This window comes from Paraburkholderia sp. FW306-2-2C-D06C, from assembly GCF_058781505.1.
This window is the reverse complement of sequence record NZ_JBYSWU010000049.1, coordinates 29391-53212: the sequence shown is the minus strand read 5'-3', so window position 1 is coordinate 53212 and position 23822 is coordinate 29391. Positions and strand designations below refer to the sequence as shown.

The window sequence follows — 23822 nt, the reverse complement described above, 5'->3', positions numbered from 1 at the left end:
TGGTTTGAGGCCGCGACACGCTGCGCGCCTATACGCACTTGCCTTCGATGGCGTGGAGAAGAGGGCTGTCAGGCGCAATACGAATAAAAAACTGCGGAGGTTGGAATCCTGCCGACACCTCTCTTAATTCCGTGAGCGAAACGGTGCCAGCGAGTCGCTGCGGCTCATGCAACCCTAGGGCGAAGCCTTTAGATACGCCATCGAAATAGTCGAAAAATTCCCGCCGCGTGATGCCGCATACATTCGCAAACCGTCGCCACAAGGTGGCGGGTGCGAGCGAATGCGCAGCGCTCACCTTGGCATAACCGACGACGCGGCCAACGGGTAACTTCACATAAATCCAGACGACTGTACCCGCCTTCACGTTCATTGCTCGCCGCCGAAGCTCCACATGCTTTGTACCCGAAAATATGTTTTCGGCGTGTCGCTCTTCAAGTGAGATGAGTACGTGTTCCGGATGTTCCATGGGCAAACCCTTCCGCGAGGATTCCTTGAAGCTGTGAGTTATCGATTGCATGCGTAGTAATCAGGTCTTGCGGACTTCCACAGCCCAGTTTCTGAAGTGTGGCAAGTGGAACCGGACGTTCAAGGCAAATAATGTTGTCAAATACCGTTACGGTTTTTGTCTTGGAACGACCGATCGCTTCGAGTCCCGAGAAGTCAAGAACTGACGGATCGAGGTCTGACTTCTCCATTGCCTGTTGGGATTTCAAGTAGGCATACTGCACGCGCGCGATGGCAACAATGGCGCCGAGACCTCGGTTCTTGGCTGACTCGTAGAACAAGATCAGGTTACCACGCTTAAAGTGCCTGAGCGTTCCGGCGCCGCTCAAATAGTGCCGCTGTTTGTACAGTTTGGCTCTGGCATGCGGAAGCAGGCTTTTCTGAGGCGAGTGCGCTAACAGACGCTCAGCAAAGTCGCGCCGCACGGGCGAAATGACCGCCGTTCTTCCGGGCAGACAAAAGAGCGCTGGCGAGAGCAGCGTTTCTAACGTCATCAAGGAGACATGTCCGACGTTTCCATCGGGTCGGATGAGGCGAATTTGCTGATCGACATTTCTGTAGACCGGCGGGGCATCTGGGAGGCGCACGCGGCCGGCTCGGAAAAGGCTGTCTACACGGTCCACCCAATTTGATGTGGTGACGATGTTTCCCAAGGCAAGCTTGGTCAGGGACGTTTGACCCGTCAGGCCGCCAAAGCCTAGCGCTGAAGCTACCTCGCGTATCTGGGATTGCTGCGGAGGAAATGTGAGTCGGATCTGCGAAGTGCCAGCCGTCGCGGCTTGCTCAATTAGATACCCGAGCAGGAGGCGGGCTGCATGTATCGCGCCAGCTTGGGTTTCGTCGACAGCCGCGCGCGCGGTGAAATCGCTGCCCGTCATTGTTTTGGGCCACATCAGATATCCCACCAGAACACCTTCCGACCAGACGCCATATCGATTGCAGACTCGCTCGTTCGAATCGATCGCGGCCCATGCGGCAACGATCGCTGATGCAGGGATTTTGAGTCGGAATAGGAGCCGATGAACTTCGGGTTCTTCAACTCCGGTGACGGGCGCTATCGAGAGCGAGTCGTTTGCACCAGTCTCAAATACTTCCTCTCTTGCCTCACCGGCATTCAGATCTTTAAAAGCGTCAGGTGCAAAAACCTGGATGCCGTACTTCTCGTTTAGCTTGGCGGACGCGTTGAGTATCGAAGTATCGTTTGTGACCAGGCCAGCAAGCCGGTTCTGAATGGCAGTAGCCAAATGTCGCAGGTCCGAAACATCGTTGCTGCTGAGCGCATCGGATCGATGCCGTTCCGGGAACACAATGGATGCAAGCTCCGGCGAGAGTGCGTTCCATTCCTCCGCACTCGGGGCAGGGAAGGAGGGGAAAATACGGGCGTATGCCTGCATCGGATCCGTTACGCCAACACTCGCCGTCCGGGTGAGTTCAGCGGTGATCTCCGTGCTTAACGCAAGTTGGCAGGAACCAGTCCTTTCAATTCGAAATAGGTCGAGGATTTCCTCGTTTCTGCGTCTGCGTGGGCCAAGGTCGAACAGTACGTTCAGATCGAGCAGGAAAAGCGGAGTCTCCGCCGTATATGTCGAATCCAGGCCGAGAGGGTCGGCAGCGCTGAGCCCGCTCGGGGCGAACAATTGCGGTGTATTGAGCTCATGGCTGCGAACAAGGATCGTTCGGTTTCTTGTCTCCCCTCCTCTGCTGATGCACTGTACATAGAAGCCCTGCCTTTCCCAGAACTTGTTGGCTTTGTCGAGATCTTCTGCCACTCGCGCGTACATGGAAATGAAAGCATGGTCTGTCAGGTGTTTCTTGAGATGGTCCAACAGGTGAGTTGCTATTCCACGCTTTCTGAATCTCGGTGCAACGAACATCTGCAGCACGCGTCCCTTCGGATGCTTTGCTTCAAATAGCAAGTGACCCGCATATGACATGCCTTTTGCATGACGTTCCACCGCTACGAAGAGTTGTTCCTTGCGAGCGAAGTCCTTAAAGACGCGTAACGGAAAGAATCCAAGGGCGTTTTTATCGCTGTCCGCCGCCTCGATGACGGAAGAAACAAACGGGGCGACGTCGGTGTAGCGATCCAAAATATCGATAGTGTGTTTTTCGACGATCATCTTAGTTATCGGCCTCCCAGCATGTCACCGCGAGCATGCGTTTCCCCAGCGCCAGGACAGCGTATGAGGTGCAGGTTGCGGAATGGTTAGATTGGATTGTTCCTGAAAGAGGTTCTTAAACCTCCGCCAGAATAGATCGTAAAGATATCATTATTTAGGGGGCCGCAATAACGAGATAAAGACGGGAATGCTGGAAGATGACGAACTTTGCGTCATCGTTTGAGTGTTGCTATATCTGGTTTTTGGCGTGCTAAAAGACAACCATGTCATTGCAAAAAATCTGCGATCATCCCACGCACCCCTTCTACGCTTCAGCGCCGCAAAGCATCCCTCCCCAACCACTCGCTCCTTCAATGTCCACCCACCCCACGCTCCTCACCACCGACCGTCTGATCATGCGTCCGCACACGCGCGACGATTTCCTCGAGAGCTATGCGATGTGGTCCGATCCCGAGGTGATCCGCTACATCGGCGGCCAGCCTTTCACGCGTGAGGAAGTCTGGGCGCGCCTGCTGCGTTACGCCGGGCATTGGGCGATGCTGGGTTACGGATACTGGGTGGTTCGGGACAAGGAGCGCGGCCGCTTCCTCGGCGAAGTCGGCTTTGCCGACTATCACCGGGAGATCGAACCTTCGCTGATGGGCACGCCGGAGATCGGCTGGGCCCTGGATCCGGCCGTGCATGGCCGCGGCTACGCGACCGAAGCCGTGCGCGCCGCGCTGAGTTGGGCCGACCTGCAGTGGCCGGACGCCGAAACCGCCTGCATCATCGCGCCGGAAAATCTGCCGTCGCTGCGCGTCGCTCACAAATGCGGCTATCGCGAGCGGCTTCGCACGACGTACAAAGGCAAGCCGACCATCGTCTTGCGGCGCACGGCAGGCGCAGCCTGAATCGTCGCGCGCCGGGCTGTTCGTATGCCGCGGCCAACTGTCGGCTTATTGACCATCCTCACTCGCCGCCGCCCGCTGTTGCGCGATCAGATCCGCCAGCCGTTCAATCTGCTGACCCCGCGCGTCGAAGTTGCCGGCATCGAGCCAACGTGCATAGCACGCACGCAGCGCGGGCCATTCACCGTCGAGTATCGAGAACCACGCGGTATCGCGATTGCGTTGGCGATACACGATCGCCTGGCGGAAGATGCCTTCGAACGTGAATCCATAGCGCAGCGCCGCCGTGCGTGACGGACCGTTCAGCGAGTCGCATTTCCATTCGAAGCGGCGATAGCCGATGTCGCCGAATACGTGGTTCATCAGCAGGAACATCGCTTCGGTGGCGATGCGGGTGCGCTTCAGGCGCGGCGAATACGTGACGTGCCCGACTTCGATCACGCCGTTCGCGGGGTCGATACGCATCAGCGCCAGGGTGCCGACGGCCTTGCCGGTCGCCAGATCGATCACCGCATAGTGCAGCGGATCGGCCGACGCCGCCGCGCGCGTCAGATGCTCGCGATACGCGGCGAGGCTCTCGAACGGCCCGACCGACAGATAGGTCCAGTCGCGGCCATCGGTGGCCAAACTGTATGCGTCGTAGAGGTCTTCGGCGTGACGTTCGACGTCCACCGCTTCAATCCGGCAATAGCGGCCCACCAGCGGCTCGCGGCCGGGCGCCCGCGCACCGTTCCAGCCCGGCACCGGGGCGCCGATCGGCTGGTCGAACGCGTTACGTCTGGGTTCCATGTCTGCTCTCCTTGTTCACCCGGTCGATTGTCTGGGAGAACAATACGGCAAACGTGGTATGTTAAAAAGATCCAGCCCCGCCATATTTAATAGGTCCAGCATCAATGATCGAGATCATTGGTCCGCTCATTCATTCCGGCGCTGCGCCAGCCACCTCGCCGTCCGCCGCGAGTGGTGCGGGTACCGGCACTGCCGCCGCCGGCGAAAAACCGGCGCCGCTGCAAAAGCAGCTGATCGAGCGCTTGCAGCAGGCGATTCTGACCGGGCGTCTGCCGGCGGGCTCGCTGCTGCCGTCGTCGCGTTTGCTGGCGGCGGAGATGGGGGTGTCGCGCAATACGGTCGTGATTGCCTACGAGCATCTCGCCGCAGTCGGTTATGTCGTCGCCGACAAGAAGGGCACGCGCGTGAGCCCGCTCTCCAGCCCAGCCGCGCGCGGCGAACATCAGGCGCAGCCCACCGCGCCCGAGGCTGTCTACGCCGCGCGCGTCGGACAATTCGCCGCCACACGCACGCATGCCGACAACACCTTGCCGCTGACGCCAGGCACGCCCGCGCTGGATCGCTTTCCGCTCGGCGCGTGGCGGCGCGCGCTCGAACGGTCGATGGAACGCGCATTGCCGCTTGCGCTCGGTTACGGCGCGCCGGCCGGCGAGTCGGCGCTGCGCAACGCGATCGCTACACATCTGCGCGTGTCTCGCGGCGTGCGCTGCGACGGCTCGCAGGTGGTGATCACCGAAGGCGCGCAGGAAGCGCTGAACCTGTGCGTGCGGCTTTTCACCGATCCGGGCGACATCGCCTGGGTCGAGGATCCCGGCTATCGCGGCGCGAAGGCGGCGTTCAATCTCGGCGATCTGACCACGCTGCCGATGCCGGTCGATCTCGAAGGCATTGCGGTGCCGGCGGACGCGTGGCGCGCGCATCCGCCGAAGCTGATCTACACGTCGCCCGCGCATCAGTATCCGACCGGTTCGGTGCTGTCGGTGGCGCGGCGGCTGGAGCTGATCGCGCAGGCGCGCCGCAGCGGTGCGTGGCTGATCGAAGACGACTATGACGGCGAATTCCGCCACACCGGCGAACCGATCGCCAGCATGCAGGGGCTGGTGCCGGACGCGCCGGTGTTGTACGTGGGCTCGTTCAGCAAAACGATGTTTCCGGCGTTGCGCATCGGCTTCGTGGTGCTGCCGGGCGCGATCGCCGAGCACGCGGCGGTCGCGTTGCAGGAGATGCTGCGCGGCGGGCATCGTCTGGAGCAGCTGGCGTTGGCGCATTTCATCGACAGCGGGGAGTTCGGACGGCATCTGGGCCGCATGCGGCGTCTCTATCGGGAACGGCAGCAGGCGCTGCGCGATGCGCTGAGCGCGCATTTCGAGCCGTCGCAGATTCTGGGCGGCAATTGCGGCATGCATCTGACGCTGCGTCTGCCGCCTTGTATCCCGGATCGACTGCTCGCTGAATGCGCGCTTGCCGAGCGGCTCAATCCTCGGGCGCTGTCCGGTTTCGCGTTGCAGCCTCGCGACGAGACGAATGGCCTCGTGATCGGCTACGGCAGTACGCCAGCCGAACAACTGGCGCCCGCCATCGGCGTATTGGCCGGCCTGACGGGCGAAATCGCGGGGACACGCGTCGCGTAAGTTTTTACGTTTGTCCGCGCAGCCGATGTCGCGCTATCGTGTCGTTTATGCGCGGCGATTTGCCAGGTGCGCGAGGTTGGCGAATCGCCCGCAGGTCATGCTCAGCGCGCGTCGCGCTGCAACATCGCGGAAAGGATGCGCGCGTATGCCGGGCCGCTGCCGGGCGCGGGCATGAAGCATGCCTTTGTGGTTATCTATGACGATTTTTCCGACCGGAGAAGACATGAAGGAAATCGAACCGACCGCGTGGTTTGAGCTTGCCGTCCATACGCCCGTTCGTGAAGGCTGGTACGAGGTGCAGTTGACGAGCGGGGACACGGCATTTGCGAAATTTGGCGATGGCGTATGGACCGAAAAACCGTTGCTGGTGTTCACGCACTGGCGCGGCCTGTCCGCCGATCCGGCGAGCGTTCCCGCAGGCGAGTCGGAATCGATCGGCGCGGAGGCCACCGCGGCGCAAGGCGTGCGTGCCGCCTGGAACGCGTTCTTCCCGGGGCTCGGCGAGGAACAGCACAAACCGTTGGACGCGCTGCCCAACGGCAAAGCGCCGCATTGATGCAAACGCGGGCGGCGGCCTGGCAGCTGCCGCCTTGAATCCGCCGGGGTTTTTAGCCCCGCTTCAACGCTTCGGCAGCCAGTTTGCCGATGTCCCTATCGATGGCAAGTCGAGCGACTGCCGCCCGGCGGCGCGGGCCGCCGCGTCGAACACGGCGATATTGCTGTCAGCGGTATGCAAGCAGACGATGCGCACGGTCACTCCAACGCGTTTAATGGTGTTGCATTCTCGCCTGGAAACGGCTCAGGCATGTCGAGTCTGACGGGCCCGTCGTGGTCCGTGCGCGGGGCCCGTTCGAGCGCCGTCCGTGATGGCGGTGTCAACAACGCCGCATGTACCCCGCTACAATCGACGTCGTTCATTGACGCGGAAAGGACGTATGAAAGGCACTCGAGAAGCCGTGGCATTGCCGCGGGCGACGCAGTTACTGAATCATGGACCGGTCACGATCATCACCAGCGCGCACGACGGGCGTTCGAACGTGATGGCCGCATCGTGGGCGATGCCGCTCGATTTCAATCCGCCGAAGGTCGTGGTGGTAGTCGACAGCCGCACGCTGACGCGGCAACTGATCGAAGCGAGCGGCGTGTTCGGGCTGCAACTGCCGAGCCGCGGTTTTGCCGCGCAGACGCTGGCGGTGGGTTCGAACGCGGGCGCCGAACTCGACAAGTTCGCCGCCTTCGACCTCGAAACGTTTCCCGCGCAAAACATCGACGTGCCGATGCTGGCCGGCTGCATTACGTGGATGGAATGCAAGGTGATTCCAGACGACAGCCAGCGGCACGATCTGATCATTGGCGAAGTCGTGGCGGCGTACGCGGATAGCCGCGTGTATTCGAATAACCGCTGGCACTTCGGCGACGATCCGGATCTGCGAACGTGTCACTACGTGGCGGGCGGGACGTTTTTTGCCACCGGCGACGCGTTCGAAGTCGCGCCAGTGGCGAGCGGCGCGATGGAATAGTTGGCGGGGTGGAGCGTGTCTGTATCTTGCCGGCCGCTGCTCCCTCCATTACTTTTGCCGCAGAAATTGACCCGCCTTCTGTTCCAGCAGCGCGACGAGTTCAGGCTGCATGAATGCGTAGTCGTCGGGGATGTCGAGGCAGACTACTTTCTTGCCGTTCAGACACGCGCGAAATTTCTCCGACAGCTTCGCGCGATGAGCCTTCTCCATCACGAAGACGATGTCGGCCCAGCGAATCTGCTCCGGCGAAAGCGGCACCGCGGCATCCGCGCCAAGACCGGCCGAATCGGTTTCGACGTTCGGCCAACTGGCGAACACCTGCTCGGCCGTGGGGCTGCGCAGGCGATTCTTGCTGCAGATAAACAAGGCTCGTATCACTGGGCACCTGGCTGCGTTTCTGATCGAGTCGAATCGTGAGTCACGCTGGCCGAACCCTCACGCCTTGCCATCAGCAAAAGCCGTGAGCGCGTCGCCCGCCAGCCGGTAGCGGACCCACTCGCTTTGCGCGCTCGCGCCGATCGATTCGTAGAAACCGATGGCCGGCTCGTTCCAGTCGAGCACGCTCCATTCGAAGCGGCCGCAGCCCATGTCGCATGCAATGCGCGCGAGGTGGCGCAGCATCTGTTTGCCCGCGCCGCTGCCGCGCGATTTCGGCGATACGTACAGGTCTTCCAGATAAAGCCCTTGTTTGCCGAGCCACGTCGAATAAGAAAAGAAGTAGACGCAAAAGCCGACGGGTTCGCCGTTCATCTCACAGATCAAAGCCTTCGCGGTGGCTTCCACCGAGAACAGACTTGCTTCGATATCTTTGACGGTGGCGACAACCTCGTGCTCCGCTTTCTCGTACACCGCGAGTTCGGTGACGAAGCGCAGAATCAGAGCTGCGTCGGATGTGTGGGCGGGCCGGATGTGGATAGTCAAGGTAAGGTGCTCGGTCGATGTGGAATGTCGATTGAAGTTTCGCTCGTAGGCATCGGCTTCGAAGCGCCGGCTTCGGATCAATCCTGCATCGTATCGTTTATCCTGTCGTCCCGGCCAGCAAACGGGTCGTTAAACGACCCCGGCGCACTGAACCACCGTTCGGAGCGCGAAAGCAGTCATTCACATCGTGTCTCGTGGGGTTCTCTCGTGGCCGGTAAAATTCCGAGCCGTGAGTGCAAGCACTTACCAAAGTGGCGGTGGTCTTCGGTCGGCTTGGCTCGAAACGGTGAGTATTTATAGAGGTGTTCCAGAGGCGCGGCGCCCTCCACAAGCTGACTGAAAGACATCGAAATTTCCCTGGGCACGTTGGACACCTTGGACACGACCTTATACAGCAAGGGTTCCGGCCGTCAAAGGTGCGTCAACGTCATCGGCCGCCGGCCCTTCACCCCGGACACTGCGGGGTCCGATTCAAATGCAGTGAAGCCCCAACACTACGCTTCAGTAGACATCATGTTCTGCGCCGCAATCAACTTCGGCGGCGGATGGCAACCGCAGATGCAGAGATCATCGCTCAGGGCTGCATGTCTTCCATCCGGTGCGGTCATCATCTGGCGAGGCCCGTCGCACTGGATTTTGCCTGTCGTGTTGCAGGCAGGGCAGGTCACGCTATCGCCTTCGTGTGCAACATCCTTCCCGCTCAGTTGAATCGTGGTCGCCGTAGCCTGGACCGTGCCGTTAGCTGTCGTCTTGTCGCCGTTCAAAATCAGATATCGTTTCATAATGTCCCTGACGCGCTTGGGGAATCGCTATATCGATACAGTCTTGCTTTATCGACTAGTCGACCCCGTCCACGGCTTTAATGTCGCAACAGATTCACTGCGTTGCCTCTATAAACTGACCGTCTTGGTATTTATAGAAGCGTGAAACGTCGCTCTTGCCGCCGTAGACATCCCAACGCACCTGGATACCTACCGGAGCGTCTTTCCACGTAATTGCCAAGTATCCCGATTTCTGATTGGAATCGCTCGCTAAATCGAGATCTTTTAAACAACTCTGAACCGGCAGGGAAAAGCGTGGCACAGCGGCACTGCCGTGTAATTCGAGTGCATAAAGCGTCCCCTCTTCACCCGCACCGCAGTACCCCGTCGGGTTGGAGCTCGACGATTGGTTCACGACGACCAGAACGTATTCGTTCCCGTCGATCAAACGCGAGTGGTCAGCCGGAAAGGCAATGCTCGACGAGGTCTTGAGGGCACGTTTAAGTGCAGGGGGTACCTGTATGACCGAGACCTTGTGTTTGACGGCGTCGACCGCGAAAAGGTGACTGTCTTTCTGCTGCACTAGGCGTCCGCCTGCCAGGTCGACCTGTATGGGCGACGGTACTTCCGCAAGCGCAATTGCGCTGCTGGCACTCAACGCCGCAACCAAAGCCATTTTTTTAATTACCAACGATGTGATCCGCATAGCACATTCCTGAGTAAATCCAGACATGATCTTTATCACGACCAGCTTTCATCTTCTTGTAGGTTTCTTTGTCGCGCTCGTGCAATTGATCCGCAGTCTGTCCGGCATTTTTCGAGTTTGACATGTCCCATCCAACGTTTGAGGTCGCAGGATCGCACATAACACTGCCGCTGCGTTCCCACGTCTGCGTTTGAGGGTTCCACTCGTAGTATTTGCTGCCGTTCCACAACCCAAAAGTTTCGGTTGTTAGTTGCTCCGAGGTATACGGGTGCGCCTTGAGAAGCTTTTTTGCTGTTGACTGTTTGTCTTGGAACAACGTCACGCCAACCTTAACGTTCTCCTTCCAGTTCCACACCTGCTCATAGTTGGGCGCGGGATTCGTCATCTGCGTCAGGCCGTAGCCAGAATCGCCGGCTACCACGGGCTCATTGTCAGCGTTTATGAAGTTCTTGAAGTGGCTTTCCTGATCAATCACCTTGTCAAAGCCAATGGTGTCGGGCAACGTCGAAACAAAGGCGACCACGTCTTCTTTGGCCGGATTTTTTCCCAAGACGAACACTGTGCGCCGAAACTCAGTGCCGCCCGCACTCACTTCGACGGACAGTTTGCCGCCGATGATCTTATTTTCAAGGTTTGCTTCCCACGACTTGTCATTGCTCGTGAACGCGCCGGTATCAGAAAACGTCTTCAACTTCTTTCCGCGCTTCGCACTTTCGTGCAGCCCGCTAACTTGCGCATCCCATACGATGGTCCATTTCCATTGATAGGGGGGCGGGGCGTCCGTCTTGATTTCGAAGACGATTGACGGGAATTTTGGTGTCTCGTCGATATAAAATTTTTCGCCTGTCGCCGGCCGCACCCATTCACCGGTGTCGCTCTGGATCACGACCTTGACAAGTGATTGGTCGTTTGCCGTCGTTGTCGACGCGTGCTTGACGTGTCGAACATGGTGCTTATGCTTCTTCGGTTGGGTCATTTTCGTCCACCTGCTTATAGATGGTCAGAGAGAGCCTTTCCGGTTGATCCGTGTATACGTGCTGAGTCAGTCCTTCACCGTCGCTGTAACCGGACCACTTCTTACCCGACTCACTCTCAATCTCGTAACGCGTGTGGGTCAGGGGAGTGGTCTCGTCATCGTCGAGTAGGCGGAATTGTTCATGGTAGCGTGACACCGCGCCAGAATTCGGTAATCCCGGCAGCACGTAACCTTGTGCGGCCGGGCCAGCGAACGAATGCTGGCTACCCTTGATATCGATCGTGCCAGGCGCATGAATCTCAATGTTGCCGTCCTTGATGCGGATATATGCACCGCCGGATGTCAAAAGGATTTCCTGCTTCGCCGCCGCTTCAATCTTTTCTGTTGCAGACAGCAACTTCACGGTTTTCTGTGCCGTGAGTTCGATGTTGTCCGAATGGGCCTGAATTTCCACCTTACCCTTGGCTGCAAACAGCTTCGCCCCGGCGTTCTGCACAAACAGGCTGAGCTTTTCGGCAACGCTTGCGATCAGCGACTTGCCGGTTGCAATATGCATGCTTTGTCCACTTACGAGATTGGTCTGAGCATCGCTGGCGATGTGAACGGATTTCTGGGTGGACAGGGCGATGCCGGACGGGCTGCCAAACAGCATGACCGGTTCCTTGAATGCGTTCGCACTTCCTGTTCCACCGCCTGCTGTGTTTCCGCCTGATGACGAGCCCGACACGCTGTTCTGTGTCGCGTCGGTGAATGCCTTCAGCGAGTCGTGTCCATCCTTGAGACTTCCGGCCTGATGCGTCGTGCTGGCATCCGACATCGCTTCCAGCACGCTTTCGGAGCTCACCAGTTGCTGATTCGCCTCGCGCACGTCAAGCTGCTGACCCGTCGCCGGTTTAGCATGAGTGGAAACATAAAGCCCTTGCCCCGCACGGATCGCACCATAGGCATCGGATTTCAGGTCAAAGCCGCTCCCCAAATATGATCCGCGTGTGTTACCGCTCTGGTCAATCAGGTAACCTAAATGCAATTGTGCATTGGTGCTTGTGGAAAAAAGGTGAACGCGGTTCTGGCCGGTCGAGTCATCCATCACCATCTGGTTGTAGCCGCTGCCCTGATATTCCTTGGACTTGTAGCCGGACAGCAAGCCGTTGGAATGCCAGTGCGGTTGCGTTGAACCGTTATAGACCCGACCCGTGACTAGTGGCCTATCGCAATCGCCGTCCACCCAGTCGATCAGGACCTCTTCGCCAACCCTCGGCACATGCACGCCGCCGTATCCACCACCCGTATCAGACACGGCGACGCGCACCCAGCACGACGCTTTTTCATCGCCGGTATTGAGCCGGTCCCAATGGAAACGCACCTTGATACGGTTCAGCGAATCTGTGTAGACCTCTTCGTTTGCAGGGCCAACGACAATCGCTGACTGAAAATGCATATCCGGCTTGTGATGCTCAAACGGGCTGCGATATGGAACGACCTTGCGTTGCGCTTCAATTTCGACAAGGAAAAAGCCTTCACTGCCATCGGCGTGTGTGACCTTCAGTCCTTCTTCAGCGGCGTAGTTCGTTCTGATGGTCGCAAGGTCACCCTTCAGGCTATGGGGAAAATCCGCGACCTGGCTGGATACGGGTAGATTGTTTTCAACAAACCATACGGTCTCGATAATCGCAAATTGCCGGTTCTGGGCACTATCCGTGGCGTGCTCAGGATGATCGTCTAGTTGAAACCAGTGGCCGGCATTCGCACCTCGCACACCACCTGAGCCGAAGAACCGCTTGGCCCGCGATTCCCACTCTTCCATGCGGATTTTCGACAGCTGATCGCCCCGGTCCTGCTTGCCATAGGTATAGGCGCCGGCGTATTCATACACTTCAGCTTGCTGGGGCAGGTTCCCCTGCGTGGGCAGCGTCGGGACGTTTGTGCCCTTCGGATTGGCTGGCGAAGCGGGTGCCTTGTAGTCGAAGGTGCGGGTGGTCAGCGTCGTGCTTTGCAGAGTTCGCGTGCCCGACCACTGCACCAGGGCATCGGCTTCGCTGTTTGTGCCCGCGCGGTAAAACTCAACGGTCTGCGGCGAAAGTGGCTTGAACGTGTCGAGACTATCCGTGACGATGAGCGTATGGGATTTCCCGTCGCTCGCCTGCTCGAAATAGCCAAACAGTCCCTCGCTTTCCATCAGTCGGTGGACGAAATTCCAGTCGTCCTCGTATTGCACGCAGAACGAACGCGAGGGCAACGGCTTGCTCAGGGCGAAGCGAAATGCACCTTGAGCCTGCGGGTGCATGTTGAATACATCAGTGAGGATTTCGTCGGCCGGCTTGTCCTGCCAGATTCGCGCATCCTTGCGAAAACGCAGGAAGTGCATCCACGAGCCAAACGCGATCTGGTAGCTCGTGAGTCCGCTATCCGATCCAAGGCGGCGGGCAGTGTGCACGTATCCGTGATGGGGCTGATAGGACCGGTTGGTCTGCTGGATCCACAATGTGACGGGCTGGGCAATCAGCGTCTTGAGCTCAACCGTGCCGGATGTGGAAACGACATCAGCGGTGAACTCGTAATGGCGGCCGATTCGTGAGTGACCAACGACCCGCTGAGGCACCAGGACATTATTTCCCAGTGAAGTATCCAGCTTCAGCAGGCGCTCACTCTGGACGAGTCCGCCAGTTATTGCCCTGATTATGTCCTGCGCACCCATACCGCCTCTTCTTGTTGGCTGACCGAGCGACCGCGCTCTGCGCGATTTTACGAAACTTCAGATGAATCGGCCAGCCGTTCAATGTCAGTAAGTGTGAAGCGGCGTGAATTTTCTGAACCCGAATATGCGAGCGGCATATCTGTAAATGATATTCAGCAATCTAACGCGTGAGGTTGTCCAATGAAGCGTGTGTCGATTCTGGCCGTGACGTGCCTATGGTTGAGCGGTATGGCTCGTGCGGAGAATATAGATTGCAGGAACGCATCCTATCAACTCTCACTAAATCGTTGCGCCGTCTGATGCAAGCGCAAACCAAACTGCTCGACGAGCAATTGCACTGCCAGGAAGGGGGTATCGGCTGCGGTCGACAGTAATGCTGAAAGCACGCCGCAAGTGACAAGCAAGATTGACGCGTCATTGCAAAATCGTTTACTGTCCATCCATGGACCTCCACTCGATTCCCTTTGCTGCCGTCACCACCACGACGACCACCTTCACAGGCGGGTCGTCTGGAGGTTGCACGCGCTAGAAGCACGAAGCAGTGGCAAACCACCAAAGGCCCCGCCGGAAGCGGACGGGGCCTTTGACGTTTCTGGACCTCCGTTTGCGGCATCAATCTGCGGCATCCATCCGCGGTATCAATCAAACGGAGCGTGACTGTGAACGACATCGATCATCGTGTACTGGGCAACAAACTCGACCTCTTCCATCAACAGGAAGAAGGCGCCGGCATGGTGTTCTGGCATCCGCGCGGCTGGGAGCTTTACCGCGTGCTGGAAGACTACATTCGCGCCCGCATGCGTCGTGCGGGCTTTCGTGAGATCCGCACGCCGCAATTGCTCGCGCGCTCGTTGTGGGAGCGGAGCGGCCATTGGGAGAAGTTCGGCGCGGCGATGTACTCTCAGGCCGACGCGGAAGAAGGACGCGCGCTATGCCTGAAACCGATGAGTTGTCCGTGCCATGTGCAGGTGTTCAATCAGCGCGTGCGTTCGTATCGCGAGTTGCCGGTTCGCTATAGCGAGTTCGGCGCTTGTCATCGCGACGAGCCTTCGGGCTCGCTCGAAGGTCTGAAACGCACGCGTGCCTTCGTACAGGACGACGCGCATGTGTTCTGCACGGAGACGCATATCGAAGCCGAAGTCGGCCGCTTCTGCGAGCTGTTGCGCACGGTCTATGCGGACCTCGGCTTTCCGGCCTTCAAGGTAGCGCTTGCCACGCGGCCTGCGCTGCGCGCGGGCTGCGATCAAACGTGGGATCGCGCGGAGGCCGCATTGGCCGACGCCGCGCGCGCGGCGGATCTCGAATTCGAGGTGCTCGAAGGGGAGGGCGCTTTTTACGGGCCGAAACTCGAGTTTCATCTAACGGACAGCCGCGCGCGCAGCTGGCAATGCGGCACGATTCAACTCGATTTCGTGCTGCCGGATCGGCTCGATGCGGAGTTCGTCAATGAACGCAACGCACGCGAGCGTCCCGTGATGATTCATCACGCGGTGCTGGGCAGCATGGAGCGCTTCATTGCAATGCTGCTGGAACATCACGGAGGATGGCTGCCTGTGTGGCTCGCGCCGGAGCAAGTTGTGGTCGCGACGATAAGCGATGCGAATACGGCCTACGCGCAACAGCTCATGCAAGCGCTCGATGCCGCCGGTATCAGAGCGCTGCTCGACAGCCGGCCCGAGCGGCTGGAAAAGAAGATCGTCGATGCCCGCGAAAAGCAGGTGCCGATTCTGGTCGCAGTGGGTTCGCGCGATGAGCGCGACCGGACGATCAGCATTCGCATGCGCGATGGACAGCAGTCGACGCTTGCGATGGCGGAGGGTGTCGAGCGTTTGCGGTTGGCTGCACTGCCGCCCGCGCGCGATTGAATCCATGACGGGTGATCTTCCGCTACCGTACGTCGCTAAACAACCGTCCCCAACTTGCCAACGGCGCCGTATCCACCCCCGCCATCCGCAGCGCTTTCCATACGACAGTGGCCACCGTGTCATAAGCGGGGGTATCGGTGGCCATTTCAAACGCGTGCGCCAGATGGAAGTATCAAGCGGTTGGTGTGGGCGCCCGAAAGTCGGCCGAAGGCGACGTTCGCGGCGGTAAGGCGATGTCGGTGAATGTCCGGTGACGGGCATGTTCGGTGTCGGACCGTACCCGGCCAGGAACGGCCTCTCACGGCCGGTTTGCGAAGGTCCGCTACCGAGGACCGTCGTCGGCGTATGGCGAATGCATGTACATCGATCAAAGCTGACAAATGACGTGATGCATTATCGCTCCGTCCGCAGGATCTCAGATGATGCCGTCACGATATGGTCGACGATTGCCTGAATCGCTTGCCGTAGTGTTTCCCCGCTAACGGGATCGTTCGCTATGGCAACCGGATCGGTCTGCTTGCCCAGCAATTGAAGAGTGACGCAAGCATCCTGGATGAGCGTCGCAGACATCGTTTCCAAGACCAGCTTCAAGGCGGCTTGGGCAGCAGATGCTCGAGGCGAGGTGTTGAAAAGGGCGACTGGCTTTCCGGGAAAATCCAGGCTTCCTACCAGCCAATCCAACATGTTCTTGAAGGACCCGGGGATTCCGCGAGCGTACTCCGGGCAAGAAATCAGGAGGCCGTCTGCCTGACCCACTCGAGTGCGTAAGTCAACGATGCTCTCGGGAAGGTCGACCTCGAGATCCGGATTGAAGTGGGGCAGCTCGCCAATCTCATCGTAATGTTCGACCACAACGCCTGGCGGCAGCAACAGGGCAGCCGCGAAGAGTGTGTGCGTATTTGACGACGCGGTGCGCAGGCTGCCAGACAGCGAAAGAAGACGAAGCATCTTGATTGAACCGTGACCGATCGGCTGCGTAGTATCCCATGCCTGGCAGTTATCCGTCCCTCCGCCATCTGCGCCGCAACCGGCATCCGCGAGCGTCCAGTCCACGGATCCTAAGCCAACATTCGCTGTAACGATACGACAGGCAGCAACGGATCGACTTGTGCCTGACACAGGCCGACCTGCGGCGGACCGTCTTATTCATTCAGCATCGAGCAACCCTAAACGAGATATGCCAGTCGCATGAGACAGGGACCGGCCAACAGGAGACGGTCGAGCTTCGCTCAAGACTGCAATTCACGTCCGCATGCAAAGTCGCGATGGGCTTGTAAAGGCGCAATGAGTTGCCTATGTTCATATGTGGGCGCATTTCAAGAAATCTGGCTGGCCGACCATTCACGTGAATGATCGCTACATTCAGGAGAGCATCAGTCATGGTCGGAAAAAAACGAATTCGTGCTGCGCTCCTCGCCGCAGCGATCGCCACGATTGCGCCGGCCTGTCAGGCGCAAAACACCACCGACTGGCTGGCGAACACCTATGGCACCCTCGCCACTCACGTGGGTAACGCCGCGCGTTCCATGTGGGTCGCGCCCGAAGGCGTCATCTATACGGCCTCCATGTGGGACGAGTACGAGGGCGGCGTCGCAATCTACCAGAACGGCCGCAGCGCCGGCTCCATCGGCATTCACGGCGAGTTTCAGGGCAGCGCCATTACAGGTAATGCCAAGTCGATTTTCGCGGCGCTGCAGTACAACACGTCGTATGGAAGCGGCGCGGTGGGACGTTACAACCGCACCACCGGGACTCGCGATCTTTTCATTCAGGTCAGCGCGTTGAACAACCAGCCTCGGGTCGACGTCATCACCGGACTCGCCACGGCGGGCTCGCTCCTCTATGCGAGCGACTTCTATGGCAATCGCGTCCGGATCTTCACCACCGACGGTGTCTGGCAGCGGGACATCAACGTCTCGGGTCCGGGCGCGCTCGCCCTGGATGGCGCAGGCAACGTCTGGGTCGCACAGAAGAGTGCGGGCACGATCGTCGAGTTCAGTCCAACCGGCGCCTTGCTGAACACCATCCGGATGCCCGGCGAGTCGCAGCCGTCGGCGCTCTATTTCGATGCGTCATCGGGGCAGCTCATGGTCGGGGACGAGGGCCCCGACATGAACATCAAGCGCTACAAGCTCTCGGGCACGCCGACGCTGGCCGGTACATTCGGCATTCAGGGCGGTTATCTCGACACCACGACGGGAATCAAAGGCCAGGTCGGCGCGAAGCGCTTCACCCGCGTCGCTGGCATCGGCAAGGACACCGCCGGCAACCTCTATGTGCTCAACAACCCGTGGGGCGGCGGCTGGGACCTCGCTCGCAACGGCGGCACCGACATTCATGCGTATAACAGTGCCGGCAACCTGCAATGGAAGCTTCAGTCTCTCAACTTCGAGGGGGTCGCCGCTCCGGACCCGGGTACCGACGGCGCCTACTTCTATGGAGGCACCAACATTTACACCGGCACCGCTGGGGGAACCTTCGTAGCGAACACTGTCGATCCGATCGACTATCCATCCGATCCACGCATCAACATCAACGATCGCTCACGGGATGAGCACTTCGGTCAACTTGCCACCGTCGGCGCCAACCGCATCCTCGTGGCGTCCGGCCAGAATCCCGATATCTTCTACTTCTTCCACTTCAATGCTGCGAATGGCCACATCGCCATACCGGACGCCACGCTTCCCGGTACGGCGTTCAATACGACCGCATCGGTCAGGGAGGGATTCTGCATCGACAGCAAGGGGGGCGTGTGGGCCGGCCTGGACAAGACCGGTTACATCTACCACTACCCGCTGACCGGCTTCGACGCCAGCGGCAAGCCAACATGGGGACCCGGTATCCCCATCCGCATTCCCGCGAGCATCCAGCCGCTGACGCGCATCGTCTATCTCGCGGACAGCGACACCATGATTCTCGGACAGGGCATCGTCGGGAGTACGGACTGGACGTCGATAGGCACGCGGATCGAGGTGTATCACGGCTGGAGCGCGGGCAACACCACGGCACCCAATCCGGTGATCAACCTCACCCACGCCGGCGCCAAGTCGATTGACGCGGCCGGCAGCTATCTCTTCGTCGGCTACTGGTTCAGCAGCAGCGGGCAGGCCTGGCCGAACATCGACGCCTTCAATCTCGCTACAGGCAACCTCGACGCCACGCTGGTCAACACCAGTAACGGTACCGTGGACGCCAGCAGCGCCATTGATTCGATGTACGGCATCAGGGCATACCTTCGATCAACGGGCGAGTACGTGGTCACGAAGAACAACGTCAAGGGCTCCAGCATCACCGTTTATCGCTGGACGCCCTGATCGTGCGTTTCGTCCATGAGAGAGGCTTGGCCTTTTCATTAACCGACCGTCGACGGGAGGCCTGAGTCCATCCTGGACCGGATGAACTTTTGCGACTACCATAGCCAACGCTCACCGGAGTTGGGTGAGGACGAAGCCGCTTTTAGGGGAAAGGCGATGCCACGGTAGTTCTGCGCAGTGGCATGGAGGTGCCTTGCAGCCGGGCGCATCGGGAGTCGCTGATGCAACGCCTCCGGCAATAGCGCAGATCGCCCGATCCGCCCCGCGGCAGGCCCAACTCGTCCCAGTTCGATTGCGGCTCAAAGGGCGTCAAACTACGCTGGCTGGCATCACCATATGGATGGTCCGGCCATGGCTGTGTTGCTCACAATACTCAAATTCGCTGTCGTCCTGGTCCTCGTGTCCTCATTGGCCGAGGCTCTGGTGCTTTCTGTCCGACGCGGCTGGCGCGGCTACGACTGGAGGGCGGCCAGAGTGTCGGCGGTCGATTTCCTCGTTCGTGAGTATCCGTTGCGCTGGTTGCTGCCGCTTGCGTTCTGGAGCGATGCAATGAACTGGTTCTGGCGCCACAGGCTCTGGACTTTGCCGATGAATCATTGGAGCGGTTGGCTGGCGTGCTTCGTTGGTCAGGAGTTCTGCTATTACTGGTACCACCGTGCGGCGCATCGGACGCGTTGGTTCTGGTGCAACCACGCCGTCCACCATTCGCCGAATCAACTCAACCTTTCTGCCGCGTACCGTTTCGGTTGGACTGGCCGTCTTACCGGTTCAACTATGTTCTTCGTGCTCGCGCCGCTATTCGGCATGCCGCCGCAGATAGTGCTGACGTTGCTCTCGATCAACCTGCTCTATCAGTTCTGGCTGCACGCAGCCTGGATTCCACGCCTCGGACCGCTGGAATGGATTCTTAACACGCCTTCCGCACACCGCGTGCACCACGCCTCTAACATCGAATACCTTGATGGAAACTATGGCGGCGTGCTTATCGTGTTCGATCGGCTATTTGATACCTACATCGCAGAAAGGCACGACGTGCCATGTCGCTTCGGTCTGGTCCGGCCGATGATGACCTATAACGTGCTGACCATCGAGTTCGAACACTGGCGCGCGTTGTGGCGCGATCTCTTATCCGCGCGGTCCATACGCGAGGTATATGGCTATGTAGTGAAGCCACCCGGCTGGCGGCCAGATAGCAAAGGGGAAACTACGGAAGATCTAAGGCGTCGTGCAGATCCACAGTCCGTCGGCGCGGAATAGCAATAGAGTCGCCTGTCGACCTGGGAACGGACGGTCACGCACTTTAACCGAGTGGCGCAAACGGGTCGTTAGTCGATGCGGGAACAGCGCGACGGCCGTCATCTCGAGCGCGGACATGCCAATTCCGGCGCCCGTCCACAAGTAGGCTCACGACAACGCGACGACGGCGACGATGCCGAGCGCGGTGATGACGCGCTCACGTCCGAGGAAATTTTCGACGCTGCTCATGCGGCAGCGCGATGCCGGATCGGTCCTTTGTTATTCAAGTGCAGTCGCGCGAACTGCGCGTAAGTCCCCTTGAGATCCAGTGCGATGTTTCCGTGTGAGCGGCTGGTGCCGGAGCCGATCTCGGCAAGCTCGTATTCGAAGCCGTGCGGCAAGTCGATTCGAACGCGATGCTCGTCGCCCGTCACCGGATTGCGGATCGGTTCGCCGACGACGTCGAATACGCCCTCGACATGAATCCGGCCGCGTCTGGCATCGACATCGACATCGAAGTCGATCTTCGTAAAAATCGGCTCGAATGCCTGCTCGAGCGTCGATGCGAATACGGAGAACATCGTGGCGAACGGCTCGGTGTCCTGCCCCGTCATGATTTTCAGAATGGCTTCGCGTTGCTCCGGGCTGGCCCGTTCGTCGACGATCGGCTGGCACTTGCCCTTGCCTTCGTGGATCGGTCCCGGCCACTGAAACACGACCGCGATGTTGAGGTCGTCGAGTCGCACGTCGCCGTAGTAACCGTTGCTGATCGAGATGGCGCCCATCGCTTCACAGAAGCCGTTGTTCGGCAGTGCGTTGAATTGGCACGGGCAACCGTATGAGCAATTGCAGTTGACAAGTTCGGTGCCTTGGATTTCCCAGGGAGTCATGGTTGTTCTCCTTGTGCTCCGCGACGAGTAGCGTGGTTCGAATCTAGTGTATGCGAGGGGGCAAGTCAAAGTTTGGGTCGAGTGGGCGCGCGCGTTATTGTGATGGGCGTCGCCGACCAGGCGCGTCCCGGAGGACTGGGCGGCGACCTCCATTCGCCGCCGGTGGCGCTCACGGCAATCCTGAGATCTGGCGGGTGAATTCGGCTGTCACCCATGGCTCGATCGACGTGGCTGGAAAAAGGACGCTCCCGAATGCGGACTCCTGCGCGTGTACCTGGTCGGCAGTGCATCCGCTGAATGGATCGCCCGCGGCCACCCTGGACGAGCGGGCCGAGCACTTGCGCCTGGGCGCCTGGGCCGATTGCGCACGTGAGCGCGATGACGCCGCCGCCTGCGATGCCCTGGGAAACAAAACGGGATAGGCGTCTGAAAATGGATTTCATTCTGTGCCTCGCGAAAAAGGGTAAAACGCCTTTGCACTGCCGGCTGTACATCACCGGCACCATGACTCTCGCACTGTGATGATCCATGTGCGAAAACGACTTGCCCCACCGCAAAACCAACGCTTGCTGCCGCCCGCCGAGAGATGCACCTACAGAAACACACTAGGTCGCGGCAGCCGCATTTGTGTGAAAAATTCGTTACGGATGCCAGTGCATCACGCGGCGTCCCCCCTCTATTGACGTGGCATGGGGCATGCATAAGAGCGGTCAGAGCATGTATGCGCTTGCAGAAGCACGGCGCCCCAGAATTGCGGCCTGAGCGGCGGCGGCGTCTTCGGAATCGTGACGCTACGTCCTTGCGCCCCAAATTAGGTAGGCTAATCTGTAGCAAGGCAGGCTGCATCTACGCACTCATCTTCGATAATTTTTCGCAGCTCTGGCGCAGCTTCAATCCCCCGCAGGAATCGTGAATTCGGGACGATCATCGTCAATGCTTAACGAAGGCTCTCAACGCAAGAACGATATGCAGGCTGGCGATAAGCCCGCCACGTGAGTGCAACTGCCCGGCCGACGAGCGGGGGAGGAGCTATGCAAGGAATCAATGACAAGGTATGTGCTGCAATTCTTGCCGTGGTAATTGCACTGCTTACAGCGTGCGGCGGGCATGGAGGCGGCTCGAGTAACGGCAGTGGCGCGGCTACCCCGGCGGGCGGCATTCATCTGCAAGTTGTCTCGTTCGGCGACAGCCTGTCGGACGTCGGGACCTATGCGCCGATCGCGAGCGTGGTGGGCGGCGGGCGTTTCACGACCAACCCAGGGCAAGTGTGGACTCAAGATGTCGCGCAATACTACGGCGATACGCTAAGCGCGGCATTTACGATCGACATCACCCGTAAATTGAGTGCGCAAAGCGGACTCGGCTACGCGGAGGGCGGCGCCACGGTGGCGACGCCCGCAAACCTGTACGATTTTCTTGCCGACGTGATCGGCAACATCGAAATGCCCGTCAATCAGCAGGTTTCGAGCTATCTGGCCGTGCACGGGAACTTCAGCTCCAATCAACTGGTGCTGGTCTGGGTTGGCTCGAACGACGTGCTTCGCGCCGGGGCGCTGCCGGCCGCGGCGCAGACCGTGCAGACGGCGGCAACCACCCTGGTTCAAGTGGTCGGACAGATCGTCCAGAACGGCGCCACTCACGTCGTGGTGATCAATGTTCCGAATGTCGGACTATCGCCCAAAGGCATCGCCTCGCCCGACGGCGGGGCAAACCTGACCCAGTTATCGCAAATTTTCAACGATAGCTTGAACGCTGCCTTGCAGGCCAATGGCCTGCAAGGCAAGGTCATCCAGATCGATTCTTATACATGGGTGAATCAGATCATCGCGAACTTTCAGGCCAATGGCTTCGCCGTGTCAAACACCAGCGTCGCCTGCGACCCTGCGAAAACGCCCCATGCGACGGCATTGCTATGCTCGCCGAGTACCTACGTGACGGCCAATGCCGATCAAACGTACATGTTCGCCGACGACCTTCATCCGACGACGCGTACGCATACGCTGTTCGCCCAATTCGTGGAGCAGCAGATCGCCAGGAGCGGTCTTGGTCACTGAGCCTGGTAAAGCGATGACTCGCCAACAGAGTCATCGCGTTCTCTCCCGTTCGGTCCAACATCGTTGTGTTATCGCGTCGAGCAGCGGGTGATCAGGCTTAAGCCTGCGCTGCTTGCACGACTACGCCGTACCATCCCAGGCCTCGATAGCTTTCGTAGCCTGGGGTGGCGGCGAACGATATGGTGCGGCCGTCCGTCAGCCGCCCGCTTTTGACGACCGCCGACGCGTGCGGCGCCGTGATGGCACTGACGGCCTGCAAAGATGCAAATCAAGCCTTCAACGGCAACCAGATTTCGAGTCCGCCCATGCCGCTGACCGGATCGAACTGCTCGCTGTAGCGCTCGAAGTTCGGCGCGTCGGCGGGCACATGTCCCGACGCCGGCAGCCACTGATTCCAGATCGTGTTCCAGGTGCGCCGGATCGTCGAGATATGCTCGCGATGGCTGAACACCGCGTAACGCTGCGCGGGAACGCGTACGCGGCTCAACTCGGCCGGCAGTGTGGAGAAGTCGCTGACTTCGACGCCGCACAGATAATCGAAATTGCCCGAGTCGTCGGCGTTGTAGCTTACGCCGTAGGCGACGCCGCCTACTTGCGCCGGCACCTTGCCGTAGTAGTCGCCAAAACGCTGCCATTGCGATGGAATGGCTGTGCTGGTGTCGCAGGTGTAGCGTTCGTTCAGGCCGGCGACGAGAAACGGTTTGCCGTCTTCGAAACGCGGTGGTTCCAGATGGGTGAGAAGGGTTTGGTCCATTTTGATCGGCTCCACGATGGCCAGGTTGTCGAGATGACCGCGCGCGCAGCGCTTCGGGCGTCAGCCCGAACTGCTCGCGAAACGCGCGCGTGAATGCCTCGTGAGAACCGTATCCGGCGTCGAGCGCCACCGCCAGAATGTCCGATGCGCCGTCGGCGAGGCGCCGTGCAGCCTCGCTCAAGCGACGCTGCCTTCGTAT

Annotated in this window: 20 protein-coding genes and 3 pseudogenes; 8 read left to right on the top strand and 15 right to left on the bottom strand. The window is 59.5% G+C overall.

Annotation, left to right across the window (positions count from 1 at the left end; genetic code table 11):
- Nucleotides 1-28: 28 nt before the first annotated feature.
- Both AC3WLT_RS28740 and AC3WLT_RS28735 read right to left on the bottom strand, forming a co-directional pair.
- Nucleotides 29-466, bottom strand: a complete 438-nt coding sequence (locus AC3WLT_RS28740; RefSeq protein WP_492595044.1) for an ASCH domain-containing protein — start codon at nt 464-466, stop codon at nt 29-31.
- Complete coding sequence (locus AC3WLT_RS28735; RefSeq protein WP_492595043.1) at nt 432-2624, bottom strand: GNAT family N-acetyltransferase; 2193 nt, start codon at nt 2622-2624, stop codon at nt 432-434. The genes AC3WLT_RS28740 and AC3WLT_RS28735 overlap by 35 nt, the downstream gene beginning before the upstream one ends.
- 353 nt (nt 2625-2977) lie before the next feature.
- On the opposite strand from AC3WLT_RS28735, the gene AC3WLT_RS28730 reads away from it, so the two are divergent.
- Nucleotides 2978-3514 carry a GNAT family N-acetyltransferase gene (locus AC3WLT_RS28730; protein WP_492595042.1) on the top strand — a complete coding sequence of 179 codons (537 nt, stop codon included), beginning with the start codon at nt 2978-2980 and terminating at the stop codon, nt 3512-3514.
- A gap of 45 nt (nt 3515-3559) precedes the next feature.
- On the opposite strand, the gene AC3WLT_RS28725 is transcribed toward AC3WLT_RS28730, so the two are convergent.
- A complete protein-coding gene (locus AC3WLT_RS28725; RefSeq protein ID WP_492595041.1) occupies nt 3560-4300 on the bottom strand; it encodes a GNAT family N-acetyltransferase in 741 nt (246 codons plus the stop codon).
- A gap of 104 nt (nt 4301-4404) precedes the next feature.
- On the opposite strand from AC3WLT_RS28725, the gene pdxR reads away from it, so the two are divergent.
- Together pdxR and AC3WLT_RS28715 are read left to right on the top strand one after the other, a co-directional pair.
- The gene (pdxR, locus tag AC3WLT_RS28720; RefSeq protein ID WP_492595040.1) at nt 4405-5931 is read left to right on the top strand and encodes a MocR-like pyridoxine biosynthesis transcription factor PdxR; all 1527 of its coding nucleotides are present in this window, start codon (nt 4405-4407) and stop codon (nt 5929-5931) included.
- Nucleotides 5932-6154: 223 nt separating this feature from the next.
- Entirely contained in the window at nt 6155-6487 is a 333-nt protein-coding gene (locus AC3WLT_RS28715; RefSeq protein WP_492595039.1) for a hypothetical protein, read from the top strand.
- A 63-nt stretch (nt 6488-6550) separates the two neighbouring features.
- Here the strand turns inward: AC3WLT_RS28715 and AC3WLT_RS28710 are convergent, their stop codons facing one another.
- On the bottom strand, nt 6551-6688 hold the full coding sequence (locus tag AC3WLT_RS28710) for a hypothetical protein (RefSeq protein WP_492595038.1): 138 nt from the start codon (nt 6686-6688) through the stop codon (nt 6551-6553).
- A gap of 178 nt (nt 6689-6866) precedes the next feature.
- On the opposite strand from AC3WLT_RS28710, the gene AC3WLT_RS28705 reads away from it, so the two are divergent.
- Nucleotides 6867-7451, top strand: a complete 585-nt coding sequence (locus AC3WLT_RS28705; RefSeq protein ID WP_492595037.1) for a flavin reductase family protein — start codon at nt 6867-6869, stop codon at nt 7449-7451.
- A 48-nt stretch (nt 7452-7499) separates the two neighbouring features.
- Here AC3WLT_RS28705 and AC3WLT_RS28700 read toward each other — a convergent pair whose 3' ends face one another.
- From AC3WLT_RS28700 to AC3WLT_RS28675, 6 genes are all read right to left on the bottom strand, one after another.
- Entirely contained in the window at nt 7500-7829 is a 330-nt protein-coding gene (locus AC3WLT_RS28700; protein WP_492595036.1) for a low molecular weight protein tyrosine phosphatase family protein, read from the bottom strand.
- 57 nt (nt 7830-7886) lie between these two features.
- Nucleotides 7887-8372, bottom strand: coding sequence for a GNAT family N-acetyltransferase (locus AC3WLT_RS28695; protein ID WP_492595035.1), 486 nt, complete (start codon nt 8370-8372; stop codon nt 7887-7889).
- 494 nt (nt 8373-8866) lie between these two features.
- Nucleotides 8867-9154: a PAAR domain-containing protein gene (locus AC3WLT_RS28690; RefSeq protein WP_492595034.1), complete on the bottom strand. Its 288-nt coding sequence runs from the start codon at nt 9152-9154 to the stop codon at nt 8867-8869.
- 94 nt (nt 9155-9248) lie between these two features.
- Nucleotides 9249-9839 (bottom strand): hypothetical protein, encoded by a 591-nt coding sequence (locus AC3WLT_RS28685; RefSeq protein ID WP_492595033.1) that lies wholly within the window; start codon nt 9837-9839, stop codon nt 9249-9251.
- Nucleotides 9814-10815 (bottom strand): hypothetical protein, encoded by a 1002-nt coding sequence (locus AC3WLT_RS28680; RefSeq protein ID WP_492595032.1) that lies wholly within the window; start codon nt 10813-10815, stop codon nt 9814-9816. The genes AC3WLT_RS28685 and AC3WLT_RS28680 overlap by 26 nt, the downstream gene beginning before the upstream one ends.
- Complete coding sequence (locus tag AC3WLT_RS28675) at nt 10793-13510, bottom strand: type VI secretion system Vgr family protein (RefSeq protein ID WP_492595031.1); 2718 nt, start codon at nt 13508-13510, stop codon at nt 10793-10795. Before AC3WLT_RS28675 ends, AC3WLT_RS28680 begins: the two co-directional genes overlap by 23 nt.
- A gap of 659 nt (nt 13511-14169) precedes the next feature.
- Here AC3WLT_RS28675 and thrS point away from each other — a divergent pair.
- Nucleotides 14170-15375 (top strand): threonine--tRNA ligase, encoded by a 1206-nt coding sequence (thrS, locus tag AC3WLT_RS28670; RefSeq protein ID WP_492595030.1) that lies wholly within the window; start codon nt 14170-14172, stop codon nt 15373-15375.
- A 22-nt stretch (nt 15376-15397) separates the two neighbouring features.
- Here thrS and AC3WLT_RS28665 read toward each other — a convergent pair.
- A pseudogene (locus AC3WLT_RS28665) lies at nt 15398-15541 on the bottom strand (maleate cis-trans isomerase family protein); the annotation flags it as partial.
- A 227-nt stretch (nt 15542-15768) separates the two neighbouring features.
- Nucleotides 15769-16428, bottom strand: coding sequence for an NADPH-dependent FMN reductase (locus AC3WLT_RS28660; RefSeq protein WP_492595029.1), 660 nt, complete (start codon nt 16426-16428; stop codon nt 15769-15771).
- Between the two features lie 326 nt (nt 16429-16754).
- Between AC3WLT_RS28660 and AC3WLT_RS28655 the strand changes: the two genes are divergently transcribed.
- Both AC3WLT_RS28655 and AC3WLT_RS28650 read left to right on the top strand, forming a co-directional pair.
- A complete protein-coding gene (locus AC3WLT_RS28655) occupies nt 16755-18689 on the top strand; it encodes an SMP-30/gluconolactonase/LRE family protein (RefSeq protein WP_492595028.1) in 1935 nt (644 codons plus the stop codon).
- Nucleotides 18690-19040: 351 nt separating this feature from the next.
- Nucleotides 19041-19946 carry a sterol desaturase family protein gene (locus AC3WLT_RS28650; RefSeq protein ID WP_492595027.1) on the top strand — a complete coding sequence of 302 codons (906 nt, stop codon included), beginning with the start codon at nt 19041-19043 and terminating at the stop codon, nt 19944-19946.
- A gap of 69 nt (nt 19947-20015) precedes the next feature.
- Here the strand turns inward: AC3WLT_RS28650 and AC3WLT_RS28645 are convergent.
- Nucleotides 20016-20174: pseudogene (locus tag AC3WLT_RS28645) on the bottom strand (DUF2182 domain-containing protein); the annotation flags it as partial.
- On the bottom strand, nt 20171-20815 hold the full coding sequence (locus AC3WLT_RS28640) for a DUF1326 domain-containing protein (RefSeq protein ID WP_492595026.1): 645 nt from the start codon (nt 20813-20815) through the stop codon (nt 20171-20173). The pseudogene AC3WLT_RS28645 and the gene AC3WLT_RS28640, both read right to left, overlap by 4 nt.
- A gap of 1031 nt (nt 20816-21846) precedes the next feature.
- Here AC3WLT_RS28640 and AC3WLT_RS28635 point away from each other — a divergent pair.
- Nucleotides 21847-22869: an SGNH/GDSL hydrolase family protein gene (locus tag AC3WLT_RS28635; RefSeq protein ID WP_492595025.1), complete on the top strand. Its 1023-nt coding sequence runs from the start codon at nt 21847-21849 to the stop codon at nt 22867-22869.
- A 268-nt stretch (nt 22870-23137) separates the two neighbouring features.
- On the opposite strand, the pseudogene AC3WLT_RS28630 reads toward AC3WLT_RS28635, so the two are convergent.
- Nucleotides 23138-23816: pseudogene (locus AC3WLT_RS28630) on the bottom strand (GyrI-like domain-containing protein); the annotation flags it as partial.
- Between the last annotated feature and the right edge of the window lie 6 nt (nt 23817-23822).

Bases quoted from the DNA above. Each gene is read 5' to 3' on its own strand.
- AC3WLT_RS28740 (WP_492595044.1), bottom strand. From the start codon at position 466: ATGGAACATCCGGAACACGTACTCATCTCACTTGAAGAGCGACACGCC.
- AC3WLT_RS28735 (WP_492595043.1), bottom strand. From the start codon at position 2,624: ATGATCGTCGAAAAACACACTATCGATATTTTGGATCGCTACACCGAC.
- AC3WLT_RS28730 (WP_492595042.1), top strand. From the start codon at position 2,978: ATGTCCACCCACCCCACGCTCCTCACCACCGACCGTCTGATCATGCGT.
- AC3WLT_RS28725 (WP_492595041.1), bottom strand. From the start codon at position 4,300: ATGGAACCCAGACGTAACGCGTTCGACCAGCCGATCGGCGCCCCGGTG.
- pdxR (WP_492595040.1), top strand. From the start codon at position 4,405: ATGATCGAGATCATTGGTCCGCTCATTCATTCCGGCGCTGCGCCAGCC.
- AC3WLT_RS28715 (WP_492595039.1), top strand. From the start codon at position 6,155: ATGAAGGAAATCGAACCGACCGCGTGGTTTGAGCTTGCCGTCCATACG.
- AC3WLT_RS28705 (WP_492595037.1), top strand. From the start codon at position 6,867: ATGAAAGGCACTCGAGAAGCCGTGGCATTGCCGCGGGCGACGCAGTTA.
- AC3WLT_RS28690 (WP_492595034.1), bottom strand. From the start codon at position 9,154: ATGAAACGATATCTGATTTTGAACGGCGACAAGACGACAGCTAACGGC.
- AC3WLT_RS28685 (WP_492595033.1), bottom strand. From the start codon at position 9,839: ATGCGGATCACATCGTTGGTAATTAAAAAAATGGCTTTGGTTGCGGCG.
- AC3WLT_RS28680 (WP_492595032.1), bottom strand. From the start codon at position 10,815: ATGACCCAACCGAAGAAGCATAAGCACCATGTTCGACACGTCAAGCAC.
- AC3WLT_RS28675 (WP_492595031.1), bottom strand. From the start codon at position 13,510: ATGGGTGCGCAGGACATAATCAGGGCAATAACTGGCGGACTCGTCCAG.
- AC3WLT_RS28655 (WP_492595028.1), top strand. From the start codon at position 16,755: ATGGTCGGAAAAAAACGAATTCGTGCTGCGCTCCTCGCCGCAGCGATC.
- AC3WLT_RS28650 (WP_492595027.1), top strand. From the start codon at position 19,041: ATGGCTGTGTTGCTCACAATACTCAAATTCGCTGTCGTCCTGGTCCTC.
- AC3WLT_RS28640 (WP_492595026.1), bottom strand. From the start codon at position 20,815: ATGACTCCCTGGGAAATCCAAGGCACCGAACTTGTCAACTGCAATTGC.
- AC3WLT_RS28635 (WP_492595025.1), top strand. From the start codon at position 21,847: ATGCAAGGAATCAATGACAAGGTATGTGCTGCAATTCTTGCCGTGGTA.